This is a genomic window from Nocardia sp. BMG51109 (genome assembly GCF_000526215.1).
GTDB lineage: Bacteria > Actinomycetota > Actinomycetes > Mycobacteriales > Mycobacteriaceae > Nocardia.
Window position 1 is genome coordinate 6,545,574 of the sequence record NZ_JAFQ01000004.1, and the last position, 22,177, is coordinate 6,567,750.

Sequence of the window (22,177 nt, forward strand, 5' to 3'; positions counted from 1 at the left end):
GAGGCGTCGTATGAATGTCCGTGCCGGACAGCGCCCGACCATCCGTGCCGGACGGTCCCCGAACGTCCGCGCCGCACGGTGCCCCGATGTCACCGCCGGACGGCGTCGCACCCCCGGCGCGGCCCGTATCGCCGCGCTCCTGCTGGCCGCGGCGCTCGCCGGTGCGACCGCCCCGGCGGCCGCCGAGCCCGCCGCCGAGATGACCCCGGCACACGTCCTGGCCGCCGCCCGGCCGGCCGACGACGGCTCTCGGCTGCTGGCGGCCGCACCGGGCCCCGGCCGCGTGCTGGACCTCACCGTGCACTCGGCCGCCATGGGCCGGGCCCTGACCGTCGCGATCCTCCCCGCCGCCGACCCGTCGCGCCCGGCCCCGACGCTGTATCTGCTCAACGGCATCGACGGCGGCACCGCGACCGGCGACTGGCGCGACGGCAAGAACTGGCTCACCCGCACCGACGTCGCGGACTTCTTCGCCGACAAGCAGGTGAACGTGGCGCTCCCGATCGGCGGCGCCGGCAGCTTCTTCACCGATTGGCGCGCCGACGACCCCGTGCACGGGCGGCTGCGCTGGACCACCTTCCTGACCCGCGAGCTGCCGCCCATCGTCGACTCGGCGTTTCGCGGCACCGGCGCCAACGCCATCGCGGGCCCGTCGATGGCCGGCACCTCGGTGTTCCAGTTGGCGCTCGCGGCGCCGGGCCTGTACCGCGGGATCGGCTCCTACAGCGGCTGCGCGCGCACCAGCGACCCGGCGGCGCAGGTCATGGTCGACGCCATCGTCACCGGCATGATGGGCAACACGATGAACATGTGGGGCCCGCCGACCGACCCCGCCTGGGCCGCCAACGACCCGTACCTGCACGCCGATCGGCTGCGCGGCACCGCCGTCTACGTCGCCTCCGGCAACGGCGCTCCCGGACCGCTGGACACCCTCGACGGGCCGGGTATCGACGACAATTCGGGGACGCTGCTCGATCAGCTCGTCGTCGGTGGAATGCTGGACGCCCTCGCGAGCCGCTGTACCGGGCTGCTGCGGGATCGGTTCCGGGAGCTGGACATTCCCGCAACCTTCGATCTGCGGCCGCACGGCACCCACTCCTGGGGCTACTGGCAGCAGGACCTGCACAACTCCTGGCCGGTGCTGAGCGCGGCGCTCGGCGACTGAGCCGCCCGGCGCCCAGGGGAACCCGGCGTGGATCGCCGGTACCGGCAGCGATCGATCGATCGCGAAAGGTACTGTTACCGTGCGTATTTCGATTTCGTTCCGGTTTCCCGGCGATCCTCGCCCGCCCGGTGCCCGCGACCGCGCTAGGCTGAGGCAGTGTTCGGATTCCGCTCGTCTTGTCGCGGTACCCCGCGCCGTCGCGGCCTGCCGATATGACGGCCACGCCCGACAACATCGGTGACACGATGCCGCCCGACGGCTACGCCGTCGTGGCGATCGCGTCCTCGGCGGGGGGAATCACGGCCCTGAGCCGAGTGCTGAGTGACCTGCCGCCCGACCTCCCGGTGCCGGTGCTGGTCGTGCAGCATCTCGACCCCCGTCACGAAACGGTCATCGCGGACGTTCTCTCCCGGCGGACGAAGCTGCCGGTCCGCCTGGCCGGCGCCGATCAATCGGCCGAGGCGGGCACGGTCTACATCGCTCCGCCGAATCGTCATCTGCTGGTGGGTTCGCAGGGCATATTGTCGCTGTCGAGCAGCGAACTGGTGCATTTCGTCCGCCCCTCCGCCGACCTGCTGTTCGAATCCGTCGCCGGTGCCTACGGCCCGCGTGCGATCGCGTGTGTACTCACCGGCTCGGGCCGCGACGGCGCGATGGGGGTCGGCGCCGTCAAGTCCCGCGGCGGCACGGTGATCGTGCAGGATCCGGAGGAGGCGGAATTCGACGGCATGCCGACCGCTGCGGTCGAAACCGGGGCAGTCGATTTCGTGTTGCCGCTCGGAGAGATCGCCGCCGTGCTGCGCGGCCTGGTCGAGGGCGGCGAACATGACCGGCAGTGACGCCGCTGCCGACCGTGACGATTCGAACGTCGACGGCACGCTCGAGGATCTGCTGATCTTCATCCGCGATTCGCGCGGCTTCGACTTCACCGGATACAAGCGCTCGTCGCTGGCGCGCCGGATCCGCAAGCGGATGCACGAGGTCCGGATCGACAAGTATTCGGACTACCGTGACTACCTCGAAACCAATGCCGACGAGTTCCGGTACCTGTTCAACACCATCCTCATCAACGTCACCAGCTTCTTCCGTGACATCGACGCGTGGCAGTACCTGCAGCGCGAGATCCTGCCGGAACTTCTCACCACGCTCGACCCCGGTGCCGAGATCCGCATCTGGAGCGCCGGGTGCTCCAGCGGGGAAGAAGCGTATTCGCTGGCGATCGCTCTGGCCGAGGTGCTCGGCATCGACGAGGCGGTCAAGCGGGTGAAGATCTATGGGACGGACGTGGACGAGGAGGCGCTGCGCGACGCCCGCACCGGGATGTACAGCGCCAAGGCGCTGGAGGCGTTGTCGAGCGAGTTGCGCGACCGCTATTTCGAGGCCAACGGCGACAAGTTCATCTTTCGCAGCGATCTGCGGCGCCGGGTCATCTTCGGCCGTCACGACATCACCCGCGATGCCCCCATCTCGCGGCTGGATCTGCTGGTGTGCCGCAACACCCTGATGTATTTCAATGTGGAGGCGCAGTCCCAGATCGTCGACCGTTACCATTTCGCCCTGCGCGAGGGCGGGTTCCTGTTTCTCGGCAAGGCCGAAATGCTGCTGTCGGACGGTGAGCGGTTCGAGGTCGCCCACATGCGGCAGCGCATCTTCCGGCGCCGGGGTGGCGTGACCGGCACCATGCAGACCCCGGCGGCGCCGCGACTGGATATCGGCCTCGGGCAGGAAGTGCAAGGGGCCGTGAAGCGCCGGATGCTGAGCGAGCTCGCGCTGGAATCCACACCGGTCGCGATGGTCGGCGTCGATATCGACGGCAAGGTGGCCGTCGCCAACAGCCAGATGCGCAACATGTTCGGGTTGACGCAGCACGATGTCGGCCGGCCCCTGAGCGAGCTGGAGATTTCCTACCGGCCCGTGGAATTGCGGTCCCTCATCGAGCAGGCCGTCGCCGAGCATCGGGTCATCCGCGTCAACAGCGTCGAGCGCCGGGTCGGTCCCGACGATATCCAGTTCTTCGACGTGCACGTGCAGCCGCTGTGGAGCGGCGACGGGCCGCACGTGGGCGTCATCGTCAGCTTCGTCGATACCACGGTGTCGACCCGGCTTTCCGTCGAGGTGAAGAACAAGCGCGAGGAGCTGGAGACCGCCTACGAGGAACTCCAGTCGACCAACGAGGAACTCGAAACCACCAACGAGGAACTGCAATCCAGCATCGAGGAGCTGGAGACCACCAACGAGGAACTCCAGTCGACCAACGAGGAACTCGAAACCACCAACGAGGAACTGCAATCCGGCAACGAGGAACTCGAGACCATGAACGAGGAGCTGCGCATCCGCAGCGGCGAGCTCGATGAGGCCCGGGGATTTCTCGAGGGGATTCTGTCCAGTGTCGGGGCCGGAGTGGTGGTGCTCGACGGCGACCTGCGGGTGCGTAGCTGGAACCGGGGCGCCGAGGAGCTGTGGGGACTGCGTGCCGACGAGGTCCGCCATCAGCTGTTCACGGCATTGGATTTCGGTCTGCCGACCGAGCAGTTGCACGACACCATCAAGCACACCCTCGAAACCGGACACCGCAGCAACCCGGTGGACGTTCCGGCGGTCAACCGCATCGGCCGCTCGATCGTCTGCGCCGTGACGTGCACGATCATGGACGGAATCCGCGATGCCGTGGTGCTTCTCATGGAGGAGCAGCCGGTACCGCCTGCGGCGCAATCCGATCAGTGAGAGGGGAATTCGGGCGCGTGCCCCGGCGCCACACGCTAGGCTGACTTCGTGTCGTCTTCAGCGAGCGCCCACGACGACGTGAAAAGGCAGTGGCATCACTATCGCCGCGAGCTGGAGCGCGCCGCACGGGCAGGCGAGACGGCGGCCAACTACGAAGGTCAGGCCGCACGGCCGCCCAGCACGATGCAACCGTTCCGTGAGCGCATGGCCGCTCTGCACCGCCGCATCGAGCAGCGCCACTACGCCTGTGCCCGGCTGTACCAGTTGCACGCCCTGCGCTTGCAGCGGTGGCGGGCGAGCAACACACCGGCGGTACGGCCGGTGTTCATGGCCGCGGTGGCCGAGGACCTGGGTGTGGTGGGCGCGGCGATCACCCTCTTCGACGACCGGCGGCAGGAGCTGCTCACCGCGTCGTCCGACGCGCGTTCCAGCGCCGCCCACGACATCGAGGCCACCGTCGGGCAGGGACCCTCGCACGACGTCGTGAACGGTATCGATTCGGTGGTCGTGGAAGCGGCCGACCTGGCCGCGCGCTGGCCGGAATACGGCAGGGGCGCCATAGATCTCGGCATCGGTTCCGTTGTCGCCGTGCCGCTCACGACCGGCCTGGGGCGGCTGGGCACGCTGTGTGGTTTCTCCGAGGAGCCACGGTTGCCGGAAGGCACCGTCCTGACCGCCGGCCGCATCGCCGACGCTCTGGCCAACGACGTGCTGCTGGACGAGCAGCTGATGTCCGTGGACGGCATCGCCGCCGACGGCGGGCTGTTCGATGATGCCGACTACCTGACTACCGTGAACCAGGCCGTGGGTATGGTGGCCGCGCAGGGGCCGTACTCGATCGACACGGCGCTGGTGCTGATGCGGGCCCGGGCCTTCGCCGACGGGATGTCGCTGGCCGAACTCGCCCGCCGAGTTCTCGAGGAGGGATACCGGCTGTGCTGACTGTGGAGTTCCCCGGAGGTGCCCCGTGACCGACCATCTGGCGGCAGGGATGGCGCAGCTCACGACCCTGCTCGCGGACCGCGCGATCCTCGATCGCCCGAGCGGAATAGCCGACATCGTCTCCGGCATGCTGCCGGGCTCACCGCTCGTGGGCGTGGCCCTGACCGGTGACGAGACGGTCGCCGGTGGATCGGCGGACGCCCGAGCGTTCGTCGCCGCGGAGCTGCCGTATCACGATCAACCGGGACCGTACCGGGCCGCCGCCGAGTCGGCGGCGGTGGTCTCGGTGCCCGATACGGCCGCCGAACCGCGGTGGCCCGAGTACGCGCAACGGATGCGCCGAGGTGGGATAGCCGCACACGACGTGTGGCCGCTGTGCGCCGACGGCGACGTGATCGGCACGTTGAGCGTGTACCGCCGCGGTTCCGGCGGCGTCGACGAACCGACCCGCTCCGCGGCCGCGATGGTCGCGGATCATCTCGGCGTGCTGCTGCGGATCGCCACCGAGACGGCCCGGCGCACGGCACTCACCGAGCAGTTGCGCGCGGCGCTGGACTCGCGGTCGGTCATCGATCAAGCGGTGGGGATCCTGATGGGACAGCAGCGCTGTGATCGCGATACCGCCTTCGGCATGCTGCGCGCCATCTCGAACCGCCGCAACGTCAAACTCGCCACCGTGGCCGCCGAACTGGTGGCCGCTATCGGCGGAAGCCCGCCCGCCACACCGCATTTCGATGAACCGACACTGCCCACCAAGCCCGCCGGGCGCTCTCGCTGACCCGGCGGCGGTACGTCACGACGGGTCGTCGGTGAGTTCCGGTCGCCCCGCAGGCGAAGCGGGTCGCGCGTCGAACCTCGCTGCGCCGGGCGGCCGCCGGAGGTCTTCGGCGGCGCGTCGGCTCGCCACGATGCGACCGTAGGCCGCTTCGGCGAATTCACGCGCTGCCGCGGCCCTGACCAGCGCGGCTTCGGCGCGTGCCCGAGCGGTTCGGACACGGCGAACCGTCGCGGCGATACGCGCGCGATCCACCGACGGGCCCAGCCTGGGAACGAACTGTGGCGACATATGCGCCGCCGTGGCGGCCAACGGCGCACGGACCGGGCCTGTCGTCGGTGCCGCCTTCGGATCGGGTCGCATCATTCTGTTCGCCTCGGTTCCGGTTGGTGCACCGTGTCACGGCATCGATCTCAGCCAACGGCATCGCCGATACCGCCGGTAGTGGGGAAAACTCTCTACTCCCAGGACTTTCGACTCTTGTTCACGGTCGGGGCGCCCGGTGGGACCGTGGCCGGACACGTAGCGGCTCGATAATCTGGTGCATGCCCAAACCGTGCCTGCTGCTGCAGTTGCGGCCGGAGCATTCGGCCGCCGACGACGAGTACCGCGCTATCGAGCGTACGGCCGCGATCAGCGCCGACCGGTTGGTCCGAGTGCGGATGGAGCGGGGGCTGCCCGATCTCGACCCGGAGGACTTCTCGGCGGTCATCGTGGGCGGCGGACCCAGCAACGTCGGCGACCCCGACGATCGCAAATACGACTACCAGCGCACATTCGAACCCCGGCTGCGGAGGCTCGTCGCCGAGATCGTCCGGCGCGATCTCCCCTACCTCGGGGCCTGCTACGGGCTGAGCATCCTCGCCGACGTGCTCGGCGGGACGGTGGGCCGGGAGCGCTACGCCGAGACGGCCGGCGCCCAGACCATCGAACTCACCGACTCCGCTCGCACCGACCCGCTGCTCTACGACCTGCCGCGCACGTTCCGCGCCTTCGTCGGGCACAAGGAGGCCTGCCAGGACATCCCGCCCGGCGCGACCCTACTGGCCGGCTCGGCGGGATGCCCGGTGCAGATGGTGCGGGTCGGCCGCAACGTCTACGCCACCCAGTTCCACCCGGAACTGGACGGCGAGGGCCTCGCCCTGCGCATCGAAACCTACCGGCACGCCGGATATTTCGATCCCGCCGAGGCCGACCACCTGATCGCCCTCGGCCACCGCGAATCGGTTCCGGTGCCGGGTGAGATCCTGCGCCGGTTCGTCGCCCGTTACCACTCGGATCGAGCCTGACCGGCTCGCATCGCTCGGCGCGGATCTCTCGGACGGCCCGCCGCGTCATCGACCGCGGGCCGCGCCGATCACTGGTCGGGGGTCTCCTCGCCCTGTGTCGCCAGCACGAAGCTGCTCTGACCGTTGCCGTCGACCCCGGCGTCGAGAATCTTGTCGTCGAGGAAGGCGGCGGCCTCCTGGTCGAGGAAGATCCGGGAGCCCTCGGCGGACATCACCTGATCGTTCTCCGACGGCTCCGCGGCCAGGGCCAGCTGCAGCGTCTCGGCGCCGTCGTCGGTGAAGATGCGCAGTCCGGCGTCCTGCGGCGTGCCCTCCGCGGAGGTGATGGTGCGGACGACATCGATCGCCGTCGGCGTGAGCATCAGCATGGTGGTGTTCCTTTCCCGTATCGGGTGGGTCTCGATGGGCATACGTTCTCCCCCGAGTAGCCACCATGTGCGGGGTAAAACCCGACTGCGGGAATCCGCTGTATTTTCGCCGGTCAGGGCGGTAGCTGCCGGAGCGCTGCGGCCCGCCGCCCGGTCAGCATCCGCGCAGCACCGAGTCCAGCGCGTCCTTCTCCGACTGTTGCAGGGTGAGCTGCCACGCCGACTTCACCGCCACCCACATCGACGCATAGGTGCAGCGGAAGCCGGTGTCGGTGGGCAGCCACTGCGCGGGATCCTGATCGCCCTTGGACCGGTTGGACGCGGCGGTCACCGCGATCAGCTGCGGATGCTCGAGGTCGTTGGCGAGGCGTTCGCGCTGGTCGTCGCTCCATTCGGCGGCGCCCGAGCGCCAGGCGTCGGCCAGCGGGACGACGTGGTCGATATCGGCGGCGGAAGGGTCGGTGACCGTCTTGCCGTCGTAGGGCGAGTGCCAGCTGCCGGCTGTCGGGCGGCACTCCGCGTCGACCTCGACGCCGGTGCCGTCGCGCTGCAGCACCGCCTCGCGGGTCGTGCACTTCCCCGACGCCGTGCTCCAGTGCGGGAACTTCTCCCGCGCGTAGCCGCTCATCGAGCCCTCGTCGGCCACCGTCAGGGAGCCGAGCATGCCGCGCGCGGCGTCGGCGGTAGGGATCCCCGGCGGTTCGGCGTGCGCGGTGCCCGGTGCCGACAGGCACATGATCAGAGCCAGCGCCGACAGGCACATGATCGGGGCCCGCGGCGACAGGCACGTGGTCAGGCCCGGTGCCGACAGGCGCGCGATCGGCCTCGGTGCCGAGCGGTAGGCCGTGACCGCCGGCGCGCATGCGCCGAGTGCGAAGCGTCGCATATCTGTTCCCATCCACGGGGGCCGGATACGCGACGAAACTAGTTAGCGGCAGCAAAAATGAAATGGACGTACGGTAACCATTGGCGGACGAGACGGAAACCTTGGGAATCGCTCCCGTTTCACTGCGGATCGGGTTGCGGCAGTTCGCAATCGCCCACCCGCGGCTGGAAATCGGTGTAGTTGAGGCCGCCCGCTACCACGGTCACGGCGAGATTGGCGAAGGTCGTGCAGGAGGGTTCGGAGTTGAACACGTCGGCGAGCAGGCCGTCCTGCACGACTGCGACCACTCCGGCGATCAGCCAGGCGAACACCAACAGACTCAGTAGCCGCATCACCCCTTCCACGATACGGCCTCGGCCGCGATCTCGGCCCGCGCCGGACTCCCGTCGCGTACCCGATCGGCCCGATTTCGCCGTGCCGCCAAGACATTTCGCGTCGGTGAACAGCTCCCCCGGCGTGTCCGCCGCGGCGAGGCAGAAGCGAACGTCAAGTCCGTCCGGGAGATCCGGGGTTCCTACTCGATATCCGATTGCGTGACACTGTCTTCCGTGCGCCCGTACCGGCAGGCGCCGATCCGAGCGCCGACCCGCGGTCCGGCCTCGATGCGCTCGCCGAGCCGCGTCGGCCGACCGCGGGCCCGGCCGGATCCGTGTCCGCACGGGTGTGGCGGCGACCGGCCCCGGGTATGTCCGGAGCAACACCTTGGCAACGGATCCCTGGCGCCGCATCCGGTCGGTTACTCTGAACTCGGTCCGACGCACGGCAGGTCCCCGAACATCCGCAGGAGCGAGGATGAACCCGGAATACGTGATCGACCGGACAACCACCCGGCCGTACCGGTGCGGCTCCCGTCCGGCCCGTCCGCCACAACCATCGGCAACCTCTCCGCACCCGGCCGGCCCGAGCGGCGGTGACCTCGCGTGAACGCGATCTTCAACGCCGGCCAGCCCATGCCGGTAGACGGTGGTGGCGGCGGGGTCGTGACGCTGGTCGAGGCGAGCACGTTCTGCCTGTCCGATCAGCTCGGCGACATCCACCCGGGCACCCCGCAGGGGCTGTTCTACCGCGACGCCCGGATCATCTCGCGCTGGGAGCTGCGCCTGGACGGCCATCCGCCCGAACAGCTTTCGGTGCTGAGCCCCGAGGCGTTCCGGGCGCGGTTCGTGCTGCGCAAGCTGCCGCGCCAGGGCGTGGCCGACAGCACCGTGCTGGTGCTGCGCCGCCGCATGATCGGCGACGGCATGCGGGAGATCATCATGCTCTACAACCTCGGTGAGGAGGCCACCGCGATGACGGTGACGCTGACCGCCGACTCCGATTTCGCCGACCTGTTCGCGGTCAAGGCCGGGCAGATCCGCACCAGTGGCTGCGAACTCACCGCCGGCGACGGCGAACTGCACCTGAGCGACCGCCAGGACCCGGGCCGCGGCCTGACCGTCAGCGCCGACGGCAATCCGGGCACCCAGCAGGGCACGCTCAGCTGGCAGGTGGTGGTGCCGCCGCGCGGGCACTGGCAGACCACGGTGCGCTGCCAGCCGATCGTCGGCCACCGCGGCGTCGAGATGAACTTCAGCGACGACGACCACGACAGCCCGAGCTACAAGATCAAGCAGTGGCGCGCCACCGCCACCAGCCTGACCGCCAGCGATCCCGGCCTGACCACGATCCTGCAGCGCACCGAGAGCGATCTGGGCGCGCTGCGCATCGACGATCAGGGCCCGGGCTCGCCGACCTACGTCGCCGCGGGCGCGCCGTGGTTCATGACGCTGTTCGGCCGCGACAGCCTGCTCACCTCCTGGATGGCGCTGCCGCTGGACTCCGATCTGGCCATGGGCACGCTGCAGCAGCTGGCCGGGCTGCAGGGCACCCGGGTCGATCCGATCACCGAGGAGGAACCCGGCCGCATCATGCACGAGATGCGGCACGGCCCGGCCGGCGACGAGGTGCTCGGCGGTACCGTCTACTACGGAACCGCCGACGCCACACCGCTTTTCGTGATGCTGCTCGCCGAATCCCGGCGGTGGGGAGCCGACGAGACGGCCGTGCAGGCCCTGCTGCCCGCGGCCGACGCGGCGCTGTCGTGGATAGACCACCACGGCGACGGCGACGGCGACGGTTTCGTCGAATACCGCCGCAAGACCGAACAGGGCCTGGCCAATCAGGGGTGGAAGGACAGCTGGGACGCCATCGCCTTCGCCGACGGCCACCTCGCCGACCCGCCCATCGCGCTGTGCGAGGTGCAGGGCTACGTCTACGCCGCCCGCCTGGGCCGCGCCGATCTGGCCGAGGCGGCCGGCGACACCGCCACCGCCGCCCGCCTGCGCGAACAGGCCGCGGACCTGAAACAGCGGTTCGCGCAGGCGTTCTGGCTGCCCCGGTCGGGCTGGTACGCCGTGGCACTGGATGCGAAGAAGCGGCCGGTGGACGCGCTGACCAGCAATGCCGCGCAGTGCCTGTGGACCGGCATCGCCGACGACGAGCACGCCGCGATCCTGATCGAGCGGCTGGCCGAATCCGGTATGGACTGCGGCTTCGGCCTGCGCACGCTGTCGTCGCGGATGCACCGCTACAACCCGATGAGCTACCACAACGGCTCGGTCTGGCCGCACGACACCGCGATCGCGGTGGCCGGACTGCTGCGCTACCAGCACATCCCCGGCGCCGCCGAACTGGCCGAGCGCCTGGCCACGGGTCTGATCGAGGCGGTCCTCGCGTTCGGCGGCCGCCCGCCGGAACTGTTCTGCGGTTTCGAGCGCGACACCTTCCCCTCCCCTGTGCCCTATCCGACCTCGTGCTCGCCGCAGGCCTGGTCGAGCGCCGCGTCGCTGCTGCTGATGCGGTCGTTCCTCGGGCTGGAGCCCGACGTCCCGCGGCGCACCCTGACCGTCGCGCCGCGGCTGCCCGCGCGCGCCGGCCGGGTCCGTCTCTCGGAGCTGCGGCTGGGCCCGGCGACGGTGAACATCCAGGCCAAGGGCACGACGGTGAAGGTCGACGGGCTGCCCTCGGACTGGGAACTCATTCAGCACTGAGCCCCGCGAACTCATCCAGCACTGAGCCCCGCGAACTCATCCAGCACTGAGCCCCGCCGGGAAAGGACTTTCGGCCGTACCGCCCGGTTGGCCGCCGACCTTATGGTTGTTGTCCATCGGTTGTCGGGGTGCAAGGGATCGGACATCCGCCATGATCAAGGTGTTCCTGGTCGACGACCATGAAATCGTCCGGCGCGGGCTGGTCGATCTGCTGTCGGAGGATCCGGCACTGACCGTCGTCGGCGAGGCGGGCGATGTCACCCACGCGCTGGCCCGCATCCCGGCGCTGCGCCCGGACGTGGCCGTGCTCGACGTCCGCCTGCCCGACGGCAACGGCATCGAGCTGTGCCGCGAACTGCTGTCGCGGCTCGACGGCCTGCACTGCCTGATCCTCACCTCGTTCACCGACGAGCAGGCCATGCTCGACGCCATCCTGGCCGGTGCCAGCGGGTACGTCGTCAAGGACATCAAGGGCATGGATCTGGCCGCGGCCGTCAAGGCGGTCGGTTCCGGGCGCTCGCTGCTGGACAACCGCGCGGCCGCCGCGCTGATGGACCGGCTGCGCCGCAGCACCGAACCCGACGGTCCGCTGGCGACCCTGACCGAACAGGAACGCAAGCTGCTGGACCTGCTCGGTGAGGGGCTCACCAACCGGCAGATCGCCGAGCGGATGTTCCTGGCCGAGAAGACCGTCAAGAACTACGTCTCGCGGCTGCTGGCCAAGCTCGGCCTCGAACGCCGCACCCAGGCCGCGATCTACGTCTCGAAGCTGCGCGCGGAGCAGGCACCGGCACGGTGACTCCCGGGGCCGGCTACGAGCGCAACGGCGTGCTCGGCGGCCGGTTCATGGTTCACCGTCGAGCACGCCGGGTTCCCGCCGATCGAGCGGATCTTCCTTCCGCCGAATTGGAATCACGCGGTGCTCTAACGGTTTTCGGGACCGTTTCGTCCTGATTCAATTCCCGCATGGTTCGCCCGCGCACATCCCGGATCCGGTTCGGCCGGACGGCGGCACTGCTGCTCACCGCGGCGGCCGTCGCGGGTGCCGCCCTGACCGGCTGCGCGCAGGACACCCCGGTGCGCCCGGCCGCCGACGGGCCGCTGCCCACCGAGATACCGCCCGGGACCACGCTCGTCGTCGCCGACCAGCAGCAGCGGGTGCAGACCTGGTTGCGGGCCTCCGGTGAGCTGGAGAAGCTGCCGTTCACCGTGGAATTCGCCAATTTCGTCGGCGGTCCGGCGGTGCTCGAGGCGTTCCGGGCCGGCGCCGCCGACGTGGCCCAGGTCGGCGACGTGCCACCGATCCACGCGCTGGCCGCCGGGCAGGACGTGCCCATCGTCGGCGCCTACCAGAGCAACCCGCAGTCGCTGAAACTGGCTGTGGCGCCGGGACGTTCGGTCACCCGGCTCGCGGACCTGAAGGGCCGCAAGATCGCCTACGCCGAGGGCACCGCACAGCAGGCCGGTGTGCTGCGGGCGCTGTCGAAGGCCGGGTTGGCGACCTCCGATGTGGAGCTGGTGCGGTTGCAGCTCGGTGAATTCCTGGACGCGGTGCGCACCGGGCAGGTCGACGTCGCGCCCCTGGCCGAGCCGAATGTGACCCGGCTGCTGCGCACACCGGGTGCCTCGCTGATCCCCGATGCGGAGCTGACCGGAATCTCCACGGGCCTGTCGTATGTGTACGCGCGCCGCGACGTCGTCCGGGATCCGGCGCAGGCCGCCGCGACCCGTGCCCTGGTGGCCGCGCTCATCCGGGCCCAGCAGTGGTCGAACCTGCACCCGGAGGAGTGGGCTCGCCGATACTACGTCGACAACCAGAAGGTCACCGCCGAGGACGCGAAACGGATCATGGATTCGCTGGGCGCCTACACCTTTCCGCATCTGGACCAGCGCCTGGTGGACCGGCAGCAGGCCACCATCGATGCCATCGATTCCGCCGGTGAACTACCCCGCAAGGTCCGCGCCGCGGACGGTTTCGACCTGCGCTTCGACCAGGTCGTCACACAGACCGTCACCGAGATCGGCGCCTCGTTCGGAACGGGAGCCAACTGATGGCCGTCCTCGACAACGCGGTCCTCGACCGGGTGCACCGCCGCACCGCCGCACAGCGGCCCGGCAACTCCGCCGCACAGCGGCCCGGCAGCCCCGCCGCACAGCGGCCGCGCCGCGTCGGGCGGCCGAAACTCGGTCCGGGAAAACCGATTCCGTTCGGCATCGCGGTCGGCCCGCTGCTGCTCGTCGCCGCCTGGATCATCGGATCGGCGACCGGCGCGCTCGACCCGCAGACGTTGCCCGCGCCGTCGACGGTCCTGCGGACCGCCGCGGATCTCCTCGCCGACGGGCGGCTGCAGTCGAATCTGCTCACCTCGCTGCGCCGTGCGGCCGCCGGGCTCGCCCTGGGCGTGGCGGTCGGGCTGGGGCTGGCGCTGCTCGCGGGGCTGAGCCGGCTCGGCGAGGCGGTGGTCGACGGGCCCATCCAGATCAAGCGGTCCATTCCGACGCTCGCGCTGATTCCGCTGTTCATCGTGTGGTTCGGCATCGGCGAGCAGATGAAGATCCTGGTCATCGTCATCAGCGTGCTGATCCCGATCTACATCAACACGCACGCGCAGCTGCGCAGCGTGGACGCCCGCTACGTCGAGCTGGCGCAGACGGTGGGACTGTCGCGGTGGGAGTTCGTGCGCCGCGTCGCCCTGCCCGGTTCGCTGCCCGGCTTCTTCACCGGATTGCGGCTGGCGGTGACGATCTCGTGGATCGCGCTGGTCGTGGTGGAACAGGTCAACGCGACCAGCGGCATCGGCTATCTGATGACCCAGGCGCGCACCTACGGGCAGATCGACGTCATCGTGGTCGGCCTGGTGATCTACGGCCTGCTGGGCTTGTTCGGCGACCTGGCCGTGCGTCTGGTGGAACGGAGGGCCCTGACATGGCGGCAGACGCTGGCGGACTGACGGTGGTGCGCACCCGCGGCCTGATCCGCCGCTTCGGTGACCGGATCGTGTTGCGCGACATAGGGATCGAGATCGCGCGCGGAGAGTTCGTGGCGCTGCTGGGCCGCAGCGGATCCGGGAAGAGCACGCTGCTGCGCGCGCTGGCCGAGCTCGACCACGGCGTCGCGGGTTCGGGGGAACTGGAGGTGCCCGCGAATCGTTCCGTGGTGTTCCAGGATGCGCGACTGCTGCCGTGGATCCGGGTGCTGGACAACGTGGTTCTCGGCCTCGGCGGCCCCCGTGCCCGTGACCTCGGCCGCGCGGCGCTGGCCGAGGTCGGCCTGGCGGGACGCGAAAGGGCCTGGCCCAAGGAGCTTTCCGGCGGCGAGCAGCAGCGCGTCGCGCTGGCCCGGTCGCTGGTGCGGGAACCGGCGCTGCTGCTGGCCGACGAACCCTTCGGCGCCCTGGACGCGTTGACCCGCCTCCGCATGCACGTGCTGCTGCAGGACCTGTGCGCCCGGCACACGCCGGGCGTGCTGCTGGTGACCCACGACGTGGACGAGGCGGTCCTGCTGGCCGATCGCGTGCTGGTGCTCGACGACGGACATATCGCCGTCGACCGGCGCATCGACACGACGCGCCCGCGCCGGCACGGAGCCGCGGAGTTCGTCCGGCACCGCGAGGCCCTGCTCGCCGGTCTCGGCGTCAGCGAATACACCACGAGAGTCAGCGGATACACCACGGGTACGGAGGCGAGCACACCGGTATGAGCGGACGACAGCTGCATCTCAACGCGTTCATCTATCCCGCCGGGCACCACGAGGCGGCCTGGCGGCACCCCGACAGCAGCCCGGACCGCATCTACGACGTCACCTACTACCAGGAGATCGGCCGCACCGCCGAGGCGGCCAAGCTGGACGCGGTGTTCTTCGCCGACGGCCCCGCCCTGCGCACCAATGTCGAGTACAACGCCGCGCCCGGTCTGGAACCGATCACCCTCCTCACCGCGATCGCCGCCGCCACCAGCCGGCTCGGGCTCATCGCGACGGCCTCGACCACCTATTACGAGCCCTACAACCTGGCGCGGCTGTTCTCCTCGCTCGACCACATCTCCGGCGGCCGCGCCGGATGGAACATCGTCACCACCGGAACCGACCTGGCCGCCGCCAATTTCGGCCTGGACCGGCATCCCGGGCACGCCGAACGCTATGCCCGGGCGCGCGAGTTCGTCGATGCCGTCGTCGCGCTGTGGGACAGCTGGGAGGACGACGCGATCCTGCTCGACCGGGCCGCGGGCCGCTACGCCGACCCGGACAAGATCCATCGCATCGATTTCGCCGGCGAACATCTGCGGGTGCGTGGGCCGTTCAACTCGGCGCGCACGCCGCAGGGCCATCCGGTCCTGGTGCAGGCCGGTGCCTCCAACGACGGCCGCGCCTTCGCCGCCCGCTACGCCGAGGCGATCTTCACCGCCCATCAGCGCCGCGCCGACGCCGAGGCGTTCTACTCCGACATCAAGCGCCGGGCCCGGCGGTTCGGGCGCAATCCGGACCACTTGAAGATCCTGCCCGGCATCAGCCCGTTCATCGCCGGCACCGAATCCGCCGCCCGCCGCCTGGAGCGCGAGTTCAACGAGCTCACCGTGCCCGAGTACGGGCTCGGCCAGTTGGAGGGCATCGCCGGGGAGAAGCTGCGGCACCTGCCGCTGGACGAACCGGTTCCGGTCGAGTTGTTCTCCGGCGCGGGCGATGTCACCGACAACGCGGCCAGTCGGCGGCAGGTCGTGGCCGGGATCGTCGAGCGGGAGCGGCCCACCCTGCGCGGGCTGCTGCACCGGCTCGCCGGCGCGCGCGGCCACCGGGTGTTCGCCGGTACGCCGGAACAGGTCGCCGACACGATCGAGGACTGGTTCCGCAACGGCGCGGCCGACGGATTCAACGTGATGCCGCCGTACTATCCGGGCGGATTGCAGGTCTTCACGGAGACCGTGGTCCCGATCCTGCGGCGCCGCAACCTGTTCCGCACCGAGTACACCGGAACCACGCTGCGCGACCATTTCGGCCTCCCCCGCCCGGACAGCCGGTTCGCCCCGGATCCGGCCGGCGTTCAGCCCAGCCGGCGCCCGGCGGCCTCGGCCGCCGCGAGGACGTTGACGTAGTCGCGCAGGTGCGTGGTCCGGCCGTCGTGGACGGTCAGGACGGCCAGGTTGGGCAGACGGAACGGGCCGGTGGTCGCGCTCGTCCCGGTGACCTGCCGCTCGCGACGATGGTGCCCGGATCGGCGGTGTCGTGGACGGCCAGGGTGTGATAAGCCCGGTAGCGCAGCGGGCTGCCGGTCCAGTTCCCGGCCATGAATTCGACGATCTCCCGACGCCCGTCCAGCCGGGCGGGCACACCCGGCCGGTGGAACGGGAACTCGAGCACCGCCTCCTCCGCGAAGAGGTCCGTCATATCCTCGGCGGACCGGTCGATGACGGCCTGCCGGAAACGTTCCAGCACCGCACGGGCGCCGCCGGTGCCCTCGTGCCCGGTCATGCGGGCCACTGTACCGTGGCGGCCGATCGGCCGTCGCGCGAACCGTGGGTGTCCGACTTGTTCCGTTTGCGTGAATAATCAACTGACGCAACGGGTTTCGTAGGAATTGTCACAGCGGGGCGCGGGTGTTCCTAGATCATTTCACCGCCTACCCTGGACGGCGGCCGCAGACCGACCGGTCGCGCCATGGTGCATCCGCAGTCTTACCGGAAGGGAAACCGTAATGCGAACCGAGGGAGACACCTGGGACATCGTCAGCAGCGTCGGCGCGACCGCGCTGGGCGTGGCGTCGTTCCGAGCGATAGAGACCGAGCTGCCCGACGCCATGATCCGCGACCACTGCGCGCGGCTGTTCGTCCAGTCCGCCGGCGATCCGCAGTTCGTCGACATCATCGACAACCCACCGGAGATCGGCTCGCTCCCGCGGGTGATCGGCCTGCGCACGCGGTTCTTCGACGAGTTCTTCGACCTCGCCGCGGCCGCCGGGATCCGGCAGGCGGTGATCGTCGCCGCCGGCCTGGACGCACGGTCCTACCGCCTGGACTGGCCGGTCGGCACCACGGTGTTCGAGATCGACCAGCCCAAGGTGCTCGAGTTCAAGCAGCGCGTGCTCGCCGAGCACGAGGTCGAGCCCACCGCCGGACTGCGTTCGGTGGCCGTCGATCTGCGCGACGACTGGCCGGCCGCGCTCGCCGGCGCGGGCTTCGATCCGGACCTGCCGACCGCCTGGTCGGCCGAGGGTCTGCTGCCGTACCTGCCCGGTCCGGCGCAGGTCGCGCTGTTCGAGCGGATCGACACCCTGTCGGCGCCCGGCAGCCGGTTCTCGGTCGAGGGCTTCCCCATCGCCCCGCCGGATATCGCGCGGTTCCAGGACATCATCCGCAACCAGTTCGACCGCAACCCGTTCGGCGACATCGACGTCACCGAGTTGTTCTACGACGACGAGCGTCCCGACCCCACCCGCTGGCTGACCGACCGCGGCTGGTCGGTGGACGGGTACAGCGTCGTCGACCTCGCCGGTCGTTACGACCAGGCGATCCCGGAACTGCCGGGCGATGTCGCCGATATGTCCGAGTCGCGCGCCTACCTCTCCGCGCGGAAGTAGCCGGAGCCGCCCGGCGGGACGGCGGCGACCTGCCGGGCAAGGGGACCTTTGCCCCTGTTCTCGGCCGTACGGACGTGATGTGATGCTTCGGTAAACTCCCCTTCCGGGGCCGAACGAAAGAGAGCCGGGCCGTGCCTCTGTCCGAATTCGGCGGCAACGGCAACTCCCGCCGCCTGGTGCCGATGGACTCCGATGAGGCGATGCGGTTGCTCGCCACCAGCACCTTCGGCCGCGTGGTGTACACCCAGGACGCGCTGCCCGCCATCCGTGCCGTCAACCACCTCGTCGACGACGGCACCGTCGTCGTGCGCACCCGGTTGTCGTCGCGGCTCACCTCGGTCGTGCGCGAGGATCCGGACGTGGTGGTCGCCTACGAGGTCGACGAGATCGATCCGGCGCTGCACGTGGGCTGGTCGGTGGTGGTGACGGGCCTGGCCCGCACCGTCACCGATCCCGGCCGGGTCGCCCACTACGAACAGCTGCTGCCGCCCTGGGTGGACAAGACCATGGACACGGTGCTCCGGATCGAGCCGACCCTCGTCCGGGGGCTGCGGCTCGTCGAGAACCACGAGTAGCCGGTCGGCCGCGCGCCCGGCCCGTCCGGATCGCGGCGATCGACGTGGTCGACGAGACCGACAGCCGGTGCGACCACGGGCGGCTTGGCACAGGCCGTGCATCTACTCCTCGGCCTCGCGGCGCCGCTCGGACTCGACCTGACGTTGCAGTTCCTGCCGTTTCGCCTCGCGCCGTTGCTGTTCGGCTCGATCGCGCAGGCGGCGCAGGAACTCCTCGTCGGACTCCGGATCCCGTGCCGCGTAACGCCCCGGACGGTCGTATTCCGGGTAGGCCGCCGTGGCTCGCGGCAGCGCCGGCGAGGACGGCGGGCGGCCCAGTAGCAACCACAGCAGCGCCCCGACGGTCGGCACCAGCAGCACGATCATCAGCCACGCGCCCTTCGGCAGCTGCCTGATCTCCCCTTCGGGCGCCATGATCACATCGATCAGGCAGTACACCCACAGCACGAGCGAAACCACGCCCACGACGGCATATGGCATCGGATCAGTTCTCCTCCCCACCCCGGATCCGGCCATTCTGTAACCCGAGCCCCGAATCCGCAAGCCCCCCAGAAGATTTGTCACGCCCCACACCGTCACACCTCCGGCGCCGCGCGGTACGGCAGGATTCCGGGCAGCGGCGTATCCGGCGTGGCCGGTGACCGGTCACAGGACTTCCGCCGAACCCGCCGCCGGGCTGGAGACAACGAGTCACACAGTGTCGCAATGTATTACGGACCAGGTAGCGGCTTCGCGGAAACGTGGGCACCGGGTACCGGGTGGGCATAGAATCGGGTGATGGGTCGGGATGGGTGGGAGTCGCCGGAAGATCAGGCAATTCGTCGGAAGAATCGGATACGGCTGGCGATCGTCGCACCCGTGGCGATACTGATCGTGGTGGTCGCCGTCGTGGCATATATGCGGAATCCGGAGGAGGGCGGTTCCTCCGCACCGCCCGTCCCGGCCGCCTTCCTCGGTGAATGGCGGGGCGTCGCCGACAACGGCCGCGGCACCGTCGACGTCGTCCTGGCGATCGGCGGCGAGAATGCCGAGCAGGCCGTTACCTCGTCGCAGACCGATACGGCCTCCGGCGCCCGCTGCGATCGATCCGAACAGGTGGTCGCCGCCACCGAGACGGAGTTGACCTTGTCCGCCCGGTCCACGGGCGCCGCGGGTTGTGAAGACGCACAGTCGACGGTTCAGCTGCACAGCGACGGATCGCTCGCCTACCGCAGCAGCGCGTCGGGCGGGTCGGTCACCGGCACGCTGCACAGAAGTTAGCCGGCGACCACAGAAGCCGGCCGGCGACACGGTCGTGCCCGGCCGGATGTCGCCGGCGAGCAGCAGGCCGGCGCTTCGTACCCGCTGGTGCAATAGAATAAACTCCATCGCGGTCCGGAAGTGTGGCCTCAGGTGATCCGTTCACCCAACCCAGGAGGCCAGGTTGTGCCGTCACATGACCCGGGGGGTTATCCGAACCAACCGCCCAGTCGCGATCTCGCCGGGGCGCATTCGGTGCGGGATACGCTGTCCCAGTTGCGATTGCGTGAACTGCTGACGGAGGTCCGCGACCGGATCGAGCAGGTCATCGACACCCGCGACCGGTTGGACGGGCTGGTCGACGCGATGCTGTCGGTGACGGCCGGCCTCGATCTGGACCGCACCCTGCGCACCATCGTGCACACCGCATGCAACCTGGTCGACGCCCGCTACGGCGCCCTCGGCGTCCGCGGTCACGGCGAAGACCTCGAACAATTCATCAACGAGGGCATCGACGAGCACACCCGCGCGGATATCGGCGACCTGCCGCGCGGCCGCGGCGTGCTCGGCATGCTGTTCAGCCAGCCCAAGCCGATCCGCCTGGACAATCTCGCCCACCATCCGTCCTCGGTCGGCTTCCCGCCCAACCATCCACCGATGCACTCGTTCCTGGGCGTCCCGATCCGCATCCGCGACGAGGTCTACGGCAACCTGTACCTGACCGAGAAGGCCGGCGGGCTACCGTTCACCGAGGACGACGAGGTGATCGTGCAGGCCCTCGCCGCCGCGGCCGGCGTCGCCATCGACAACGCCCGCCTCTACCAGGGCTCCAAGGCCCGCCAGGAATGGATTGCCGCCGCCCGCAACGTCGCCACCGAGTTCCTCGCCGGCGCCGACTCCGACCGCGTCCTCGGACATGTCGTGGAACACGCCCGGACACTGACCGGCTCCCGGCACGCCGTACTCGCCGTCCCCGACAACCCGGACACCGCACCCGAGGAGCTCACCGAACTCACCGTCGCGCACTCGGCCGGACCGCCCACCGAGCGGAACGGACCGGCCCTCGCCCTGGCGGGTACCGCGGTCGGCGACGCGTATCTGCGGCGCCGGCCCGTACGCCTGAGCGACCGGCACGAGAACCCGCTCGCGGAGCCGCTGGCACAGGCCGGACCCGCGCTGATCCTGCCGCTCAATACTCCCGAGGCGGTGCTCGGCGTCCTGGTCGTCGTGCGCGACCGCGGATCGCGGCCCTACACCGACGAGACCGTGGAACTGGCCGCGGCATTCGCCGATCAGGCCGCCCTGGCCATGCAGATGGCCGACGCGCAGCACCGCATGCGCGAACTCGATGTGCTGTCCGACCGCGACCGCATCGCCCGCGACCTGCACGACCACGTCATCCAGCGGCTGTTCGCCATCGGCCTCACCGCGCAGGGCACCGCCGCCCGCGCGCACAATCCCGAAGTGCGGCAACGACTGTCGAGCATGATCGACGATCTGCACCAGGTCATTCAGGAGGTCCGCACCTCGATCTTCGACCTGCACGGCGGCGACACCCGGACCACCCGGCTGCGGCAGCGCCTCGAACAGGCGCTGCACCAGCCCGCGAACTCGGCCGGCATCGCCGCCGACCTGCACGTGTCCGGGCCGCTGTCCGCCGTCGATCCCGTGCTCGCCGATCACGCCGAAGCCGTTGTCCGCGAAGCGGTCTCCAATATCGTGCGACACTCCGGCGCGACCGCCGTGACCGTCTCGGTCACCGTCGGCGACGAACTCACCCTGATCATCGAGGACGACGGCACCGGCATACCCGACGACATCACCCCCAGCGGCCTGACCAACCTCGCCCACCGCGCCGAACAGGCCGCCGGCCGATTCAGCACCGGCGCCGTGCGCGCCACCTCGCCCTGCGGCACCAGGCTGCACTGGACCGCACCGCTGCCCTGACCGGTTCGCACGCAAACCGCCTGCCCGGTCCGCCGGGACGTGACCTCGTGCCGCGCCGTGACTTTCGGCTCTGTCCATCGGCCCGAAGTTCGCGTGGGATCGAGGCACCCGGGATCGACGAGCGAGGAGGTCTTGCCGTGACACAGGATCCGGTTCTGGTGGCCTACGGTTCGACACGCGGCGGAACCAAGACCCGCGCCGGCGACTTCCGCAACGCCGAGCGCGTCGCCGTCTGGGCGGCCGATATCGCCACTCGGCTCACCTGTCAGACGAGACCGACGCGAAAGGACTGACAGCCGTGGACGCCCTCGTGCTCGTCGTCGCGGTCGTCGCCGTCTTCGCCGTGTGGCGGACGGTGGCGTCGTGGCTCACCCGCCGCCGCACGCGGCGCGCCGACCTGCGCCGTGCCAGCATGTCGCGGCACCCCTCCGCCACCGATCGGCCGGTCGCGGTCGTCGCCGACCGGCCGGACCCGGCCCGGCCGACCCTCGACACCGAGAACGTCCTGTTCACCGCGCTGGTAACCGGCCTCATTTCCCGAGCCGACTATCGAGCCGGGATCACCGACCTGGCCCACCGGTGCGAACCGCATGCCGCGTCCGGCGGCGAGTGACACCGCCCGCCCGTCAAGCGGTGGCGATCCGGTGGACCTCGACGGCGATGCCACCG

Annotated in this window: 23 protein-coding genes; 18 read left to right on the forward strand and 5 right to left on the reverse strand. The window is 70.0% G+C overall.

Translation table 11 applies throughout. The features are described 5' to 3' along the window. Positions 1–10: 10 nt before the first annotated feature. The 6 genes from D892_RS0130895 to D892_RS0130930 all read left to right on the forward strand — a co-directional run bounded on the left by D892_RS0130895 (position 11) and on the right by D892_RS0130930 (position 6,895). The gene (locus D892_RS0130895; protein WP_024804958.1) at positions 11–1,165 is read left to right on the forward strand and encodes an alpha/beta hydrolase family protein; all 1,155 of its coding nucleotides are present in this window, start codon (positions 11–13) and stop codon (positions 1,163–1,165) included. Between the two features lie 212 nt (positions 1,166–1,377). Beyond that, entirely contained in the window at positions 1,378–2,004 is a 627-nt protein-coding gene (locus D892_RS0130900; RefSeq protein WP_024804959.1) for a chemotaxis protein CheB, read from the forward strand. Beyond that, positions 1,991–3,889: a CheR family methyltransferase gene (locus D892_RS0130905; protein ID WP_024804960.1), complete on the forward strand. Its 1,899-nt coding sequence runs from the start codon at positions 1,991–1,993 to the stop codon at positions 3,887–3,889. The genes D892_RS0130900 and D892_RS0130905 overlap by 14 nt, the downstream gene beginning before the upstream one ends. Positions 3,890–3,937: 48 nt before the next feature. Continuing rightward, positions 3,938–4,831 carry an ANTAR domain-containing protein gene (locus tag D892_RS0130910; RefSeq protein ID WP_156959745.1) on the forward strand — a complete coding sequence of 298 codons (894 nt, stop codon included), beginning with the start codon at positions 3,938–3,940 and terminating at the stop codon, positions 4,829–4,831. Positions 4,832–4,856: 25 nt separating this feature from the next. Continuing rightward, positions 4,857–5,609, forward strand: a complete 753-nt coding sequence (locus tag D892_RS44110) for a GAF and ANTAR domain-containing protein (protein WP_156959746.1) — start codon at positions 4,857–4,859, stop codon at positions 5,607–5,609. Between the two features lie 542 nt (positions 5,610–6,151). Next, positions 6,152–6,895 (forward strand): glutamine amidotransferase, encoded by a 744-nt coding sequence (locus D892_RS0130930; protein ID WP_024804964.1) that lies wholly within the window; start codon positions 6,152–6,154, stop codon positions 6,893–6,895. A gap of 68 nt (positions 6,896–6,963) precedes the next feature. On the opposite strand, the gene D892_RS0130935 is transcribed toward D892_RS0130930, so the two are convergent. From D892_RS0130935 to D892_RS0130945, 3 genes are all read right to left on the reverse strand, one after another. Further along, on the reverse strand, positions 6,964–7,305 hold the full coding sequence (locus D892_RS0130935) for a hypothetical protein (protein WP_232236208.1): 342 nt from the start codon (positions 7,303–7,305) through the stop codon (positions 6,964–6,966). Between the two features lie 112 nt (positions 7,306–7,417). After that, complete coding sequence (locus D892_RS0130940; protein ID WP_232236209.1) at positions 7,418–8,149, reverse strand: HNH endonuclease family protein; 732 nt, start codon at positions 8,147–8,149, stop codon at positions 7,418–7,420. A 119-nt stretch (positions 8,150–8,268) separates the two neighbouring features. Continuing rightward, complete coding sequence (locus D892_RS0130945; protein WP_036567579.1) at positions 8,269–8,481, reverse strand: hypothetical protein; 213 nt, start codon at positions 8,479–8,481, stop codon at positions 8,269–8,271. Between the two features lie 618 nt (positions 8,482–9,099). Here D892_RS0130945 and D892_RS0130950 point away from each other — a divergent pair. From D892_RS0130950 to D892_RS0130975, 6 genes are all read left to right on the forward strand, one after another. Next, on the forward strand, positions 9,100–11,178 hold the full coding sequence (locus tag D892_RS0130950; RefSeq protein ID WP_051499949.1) for a glycogen debranching N-terminal domain-containing protein: 2,079 nt from the start codon (positions 9,100–9,102) through the stop codon (positions 11,176–11,178). 151 nt (positions 11,179–11,329) lie between these two features. Next, on the forward strand, positions 11,330–11,977 hold the full coding sequence (locus D892_RS0130955) for a response regulator transcription factor (RefSeq protein WP_024804969.1): 648 nt from the start codon (positions 11,330–11,332) through the stop codon (positions 11,975–11,977). A gap of 167 nt (positions 11,978–12,144) precedes the next feature. Further along, positions 12,145–13,230: an ABC transporter substrate-binding protein gene (locus D892_RS0130960; protein ID WP_024804970.1), complete on the forward strand. Its 1,086-nt coding sequence runs from the start codon at positions 12,145–12,147 to the stop codon at positions 13,228–13,230. Then, on the forward strand, positions 13,230–14,129 hold the full coding sequence (locus tag D892_RS0130965) for an ABC transporter permease (RefSeq protein ID WP_024804971.1): 900 nt from the start codon (positions 13,230–13,232) through the stop codon (positions 14,127–14,129). Before D892_RS0130960 ends, D892_RS0130965 begins: the two co-directional genes overlap by 1 nt. Next, the gene (locus D892_RS0130970; RefSeq protein WP_024804972.1) at positions 14,105–14,878 is read left to right on the forward strand and encodes an ABC transporter ATP-binding protein; all 774 of its coding nucleotides are present in this window, start codon (positions 14,105–14,107) and stop codon (positions 14,876–14,878) included. The genes D892_RS0130965 and D892_RS0130970 overlap by 25 nt, the downstream gene beginning before the upstream one ends. Then, positions 14,875–16,266 carry an LLM class flavin-dependent oxidoreductase gene (locus tag D892_RS0130975; protein ID WP_024804973.1) on the forward strand — a complete coding sequence of 464 codons (1,392 nt, stop codon included), beginning with the start codon at positions 14,875–14,877 and terminating at the stop codon, positions 16,264–16,266. Before D892_RS0130970 ends, D892_RS0130975 begins: the two co-directional genes overlap by 4 nt. A 34-nt stretch (positions 16,267–16,300) precedes the next feature. Here D892_RS0130975 and D892_RS42530 read toward each other — a convergent pair whose 3' ends face one another. Continuing rightward, the gene (locus D892_RS42530; protein WP_198037017.1) at positions 16,301–16,642 is read right to left on the reverse strand and encodes a nuclear transport factor 2 family protein; all 342 of its coding nucleotides are present in this window, start codon (positions 16,640–16,642) and stop codon (positions 16,301–16,303) included. A gap of 223 nt (positions 16,643–16,865) precedes the next feature. Between D892_RS42530 and D892_RS0130985 the strand changes: the two genes are divergently transcribed. Together D892_RS0130985 and D892_RS0130990 are read left to right on the forward strand one after the other, a co-directional pair. After that, positions 16,866–17,747, forward strand: coding sequence for a class I SAM-dependent methyltransferase (locus D892_RS0130985; protein WP_024804974.1), 882 nt, complete (start codon positions 16,866–16,868; stop codon positions 17,745–17,747). 182 nt (positions 17,748–17,929) lie between these two features. Then, positions 17,930–18,322 carry a pyridoxamine 5'-phosphate oxidase family protein gene (locus D892_RS0130990; RefSeq protein WP_051499952.1) on the forward strand — a complete coding sequence of 131 codons (393 nt, stop codon included), beginning with the start codon at positions 17,930–17,932 and terminating at the stop codon, positions 18,320–18,322. A 102-nt stretch (positions 18,323–18,424) separates the two neighbouring features. Here the strand turns inward: D892_RS0130990 and D892_RS0130995 are convergent, their stop codons facing one another. After that, positions 18,425–18,802, reverse strand: a complete 378-nt coding sequence (locus D892_RS0130995; RefSeq protein WP_024804976.1) for a PLD nuclease N-terminal domain-containing protein — start codon at positions 18,800–18,802, stop codon at positions 18,425–18,427. A 378-nt stretch (positions 18,803–19,180) separates the two neighbouring features. On the opposite strand from D892_RS0130995, the gene D892_RS0131000 reads away from it, so the two are divergent. From D892_RS0131000 to D892_RS0131015, 4 genes are all read left to right on the forward strand, one after another. Then, positions 19,181–19,582 carry a hypothetical protein gene (locus D892_RS0131000; protein ID WP_024804977.1) on the forward strand — a complete coding sequence of 134 codons (402 nt, stop codon included), beginning with the start codon at positions 19,181–19,183 and terminating at the stop codon, positions 19,580–19,582. Between the two features lie 165 nt (positions 19,583–19,747). Next, positions 19,748–21,508, forward strand: coding sequence for a GAF domain-containing protein (locus D892_RS0131005; protein ID WP_051499218.1), 1,761 nt, complete (start codon positions 19,748–19,750; stop codon positions 21,506–21,508). A gap of 137 nt (positions 21,509–21,645) precedes the next feature. Continuing rightward, positions 21,646–21,801 (forward strand): hypothetical protein, encoded by a 156-nt coding sequence (locus D892_RS47130; RefSeq protein WP_156959747.1) that lies wholly within the window; start codon positions 21,646–21,648, stop codon positions 21,799–21,801. 5 nt (positions 21,802–21,806) lie between these two features. Next, the gene (locus D892_RS0131015; RefSeq protein ID WP_024804979.1) at positions 21,807–22,121 is read left to right on the forward strand and encodes a hypothetical protein; all 315 of its coding nucleotides are present in this window, start codon (positions 21,807–21,809) and stop codon (positions 22,119–22,121) included. Positions 22,122–22,177 lie beyond the last annotated feature (56 nt).

What these genes read in the sequence shown, in the direction of transcription:
- D892_RS0130960 (WP_024804970.1), top strand. Translation starts at nt 12,145, where the DNA reads ATGGTTCGCCCGCGCACATCCCGGATCCGGTTCGGCCGGACGGCGGCA.
- D892_RS0130940 (WP_232236209.1), bottom strand. Translation starts at nt 8,149, where the DNA reads ATGCGACGCTTCGCACTCGGCGCATGCGCGCCGGCGGTCACGGCCTAC.
- D892_RS0130905 (WP_024804960.1), top strand. Translation starts at nt 1,991, where the DNA reads ATGACCGGCAGTGACGCCGCTGCCGACCGTGACGATTCGAACGTCGAC.
- D892_RS0130985 (WP_024804974.1), top strand. Translation starts at nt 16,866, where the DNA reads ATGCGAACCGAGGGAGACACCTGGGACATCGTCAGCAGCGTCGGCGCG.
- D892_RS0130965 (WP_024804971.1), top strand. Translation starts at nt 13,230, where the DNA reads ATGGCCGTCCTCGACAACGCGGTCCTCGACCGGGTGCACCGCCGCACC.
- D892_RS0130950 (WP_051499949.1), top strand. Translation starts at nt 9,100, where the DNA reads ATGCCGGTAGACGGTGGTGGCGGCGGGGTCGTGACGCTGGTCGAGGCG.
- D892_RS0130970 (WP_024804972.1), top strand. Translation starts at nt 14,105, where the DNA reads ATGGCGGCAGACGCTGGCGGACTGACGGTGGTGCGCACCCGCGGCCTG.
- D892_RS0130945 (WP_036567579.1), bottom strand. Translation starts at nt 8,481, where the DNA reads ATGCGGCTACTGAGTCTGTTGGTGTTCGCCTGGCTGATCGCCGGAGTG.
- D892_RS0130975 (WP_024804973.1), top strand. Translation starts at nt 14,875, where the DNA reads ATGAGCGGACGACAGCTGCATCTCAACGCGTTCATCTATCCCGCCGGG.
- D892_RS0130930 (WP_024804964.1), top strand. Translation starts at nt 6,152, where the DNA reads ATGCCCAAACCGTGCCTGCTGCTGCAGTTGCGGCCGGAGCATTCGGCC.
- D892_RS0130995 (WP_024804976.1), bottom strand. Translation starts at nt 18,802, where the DNA reads ATGCCATATGCCGTCGTGGGCGTGGTTTCGCTCGTGCTGTGGGTGTAC.
- D892_RS0130955 (WP_024804969.1), top strand. Translation starts at nt 11,330, where the DNA reads ATGATCAAGGTGTTCCTGGTCGACGACCATGAAATCGTCCGGCGCGGG.
- D892_RS0130895 (WP_024804958.1), top strand. Translation starts at nt 11, where the DNA reads ATGAATGTCCGTGCCGGACAGCGCCCGACCATCCGTGCCGGACGGTCC.
- D892_RS0130990 (WP_051499952.1), top strand. Translation starts at nt 17,930, where the DNA reads ATGGACTCCGATGAGGCGATGCGGTTGCTCGCCACCAGCACCTTCGGC.
- D892_RS0130900 (WP_024804959.1), top strand. Translation starts at nt 1,378, where the DNA reads ATGACGGCCACGCCCGACAACATCGGTGACACGATGCCGCCCGACGGC.
- D892_RS42530 (WP_198037017.1), bottom strand. Translation starts at nt 16,642, where the DNA reads ATGACCGGGCACGAGGGCACCGGCGGCGCCCGTGCGGTGCTGGAACGT.
- D892_RS0130935 (WP_232236208.1), bottom strand. Translation starts at nt 7,305, where the DNA reads ATGCCCATCGAGACCCACCCGATACGGGAAAGGAACACCACCATGCTG.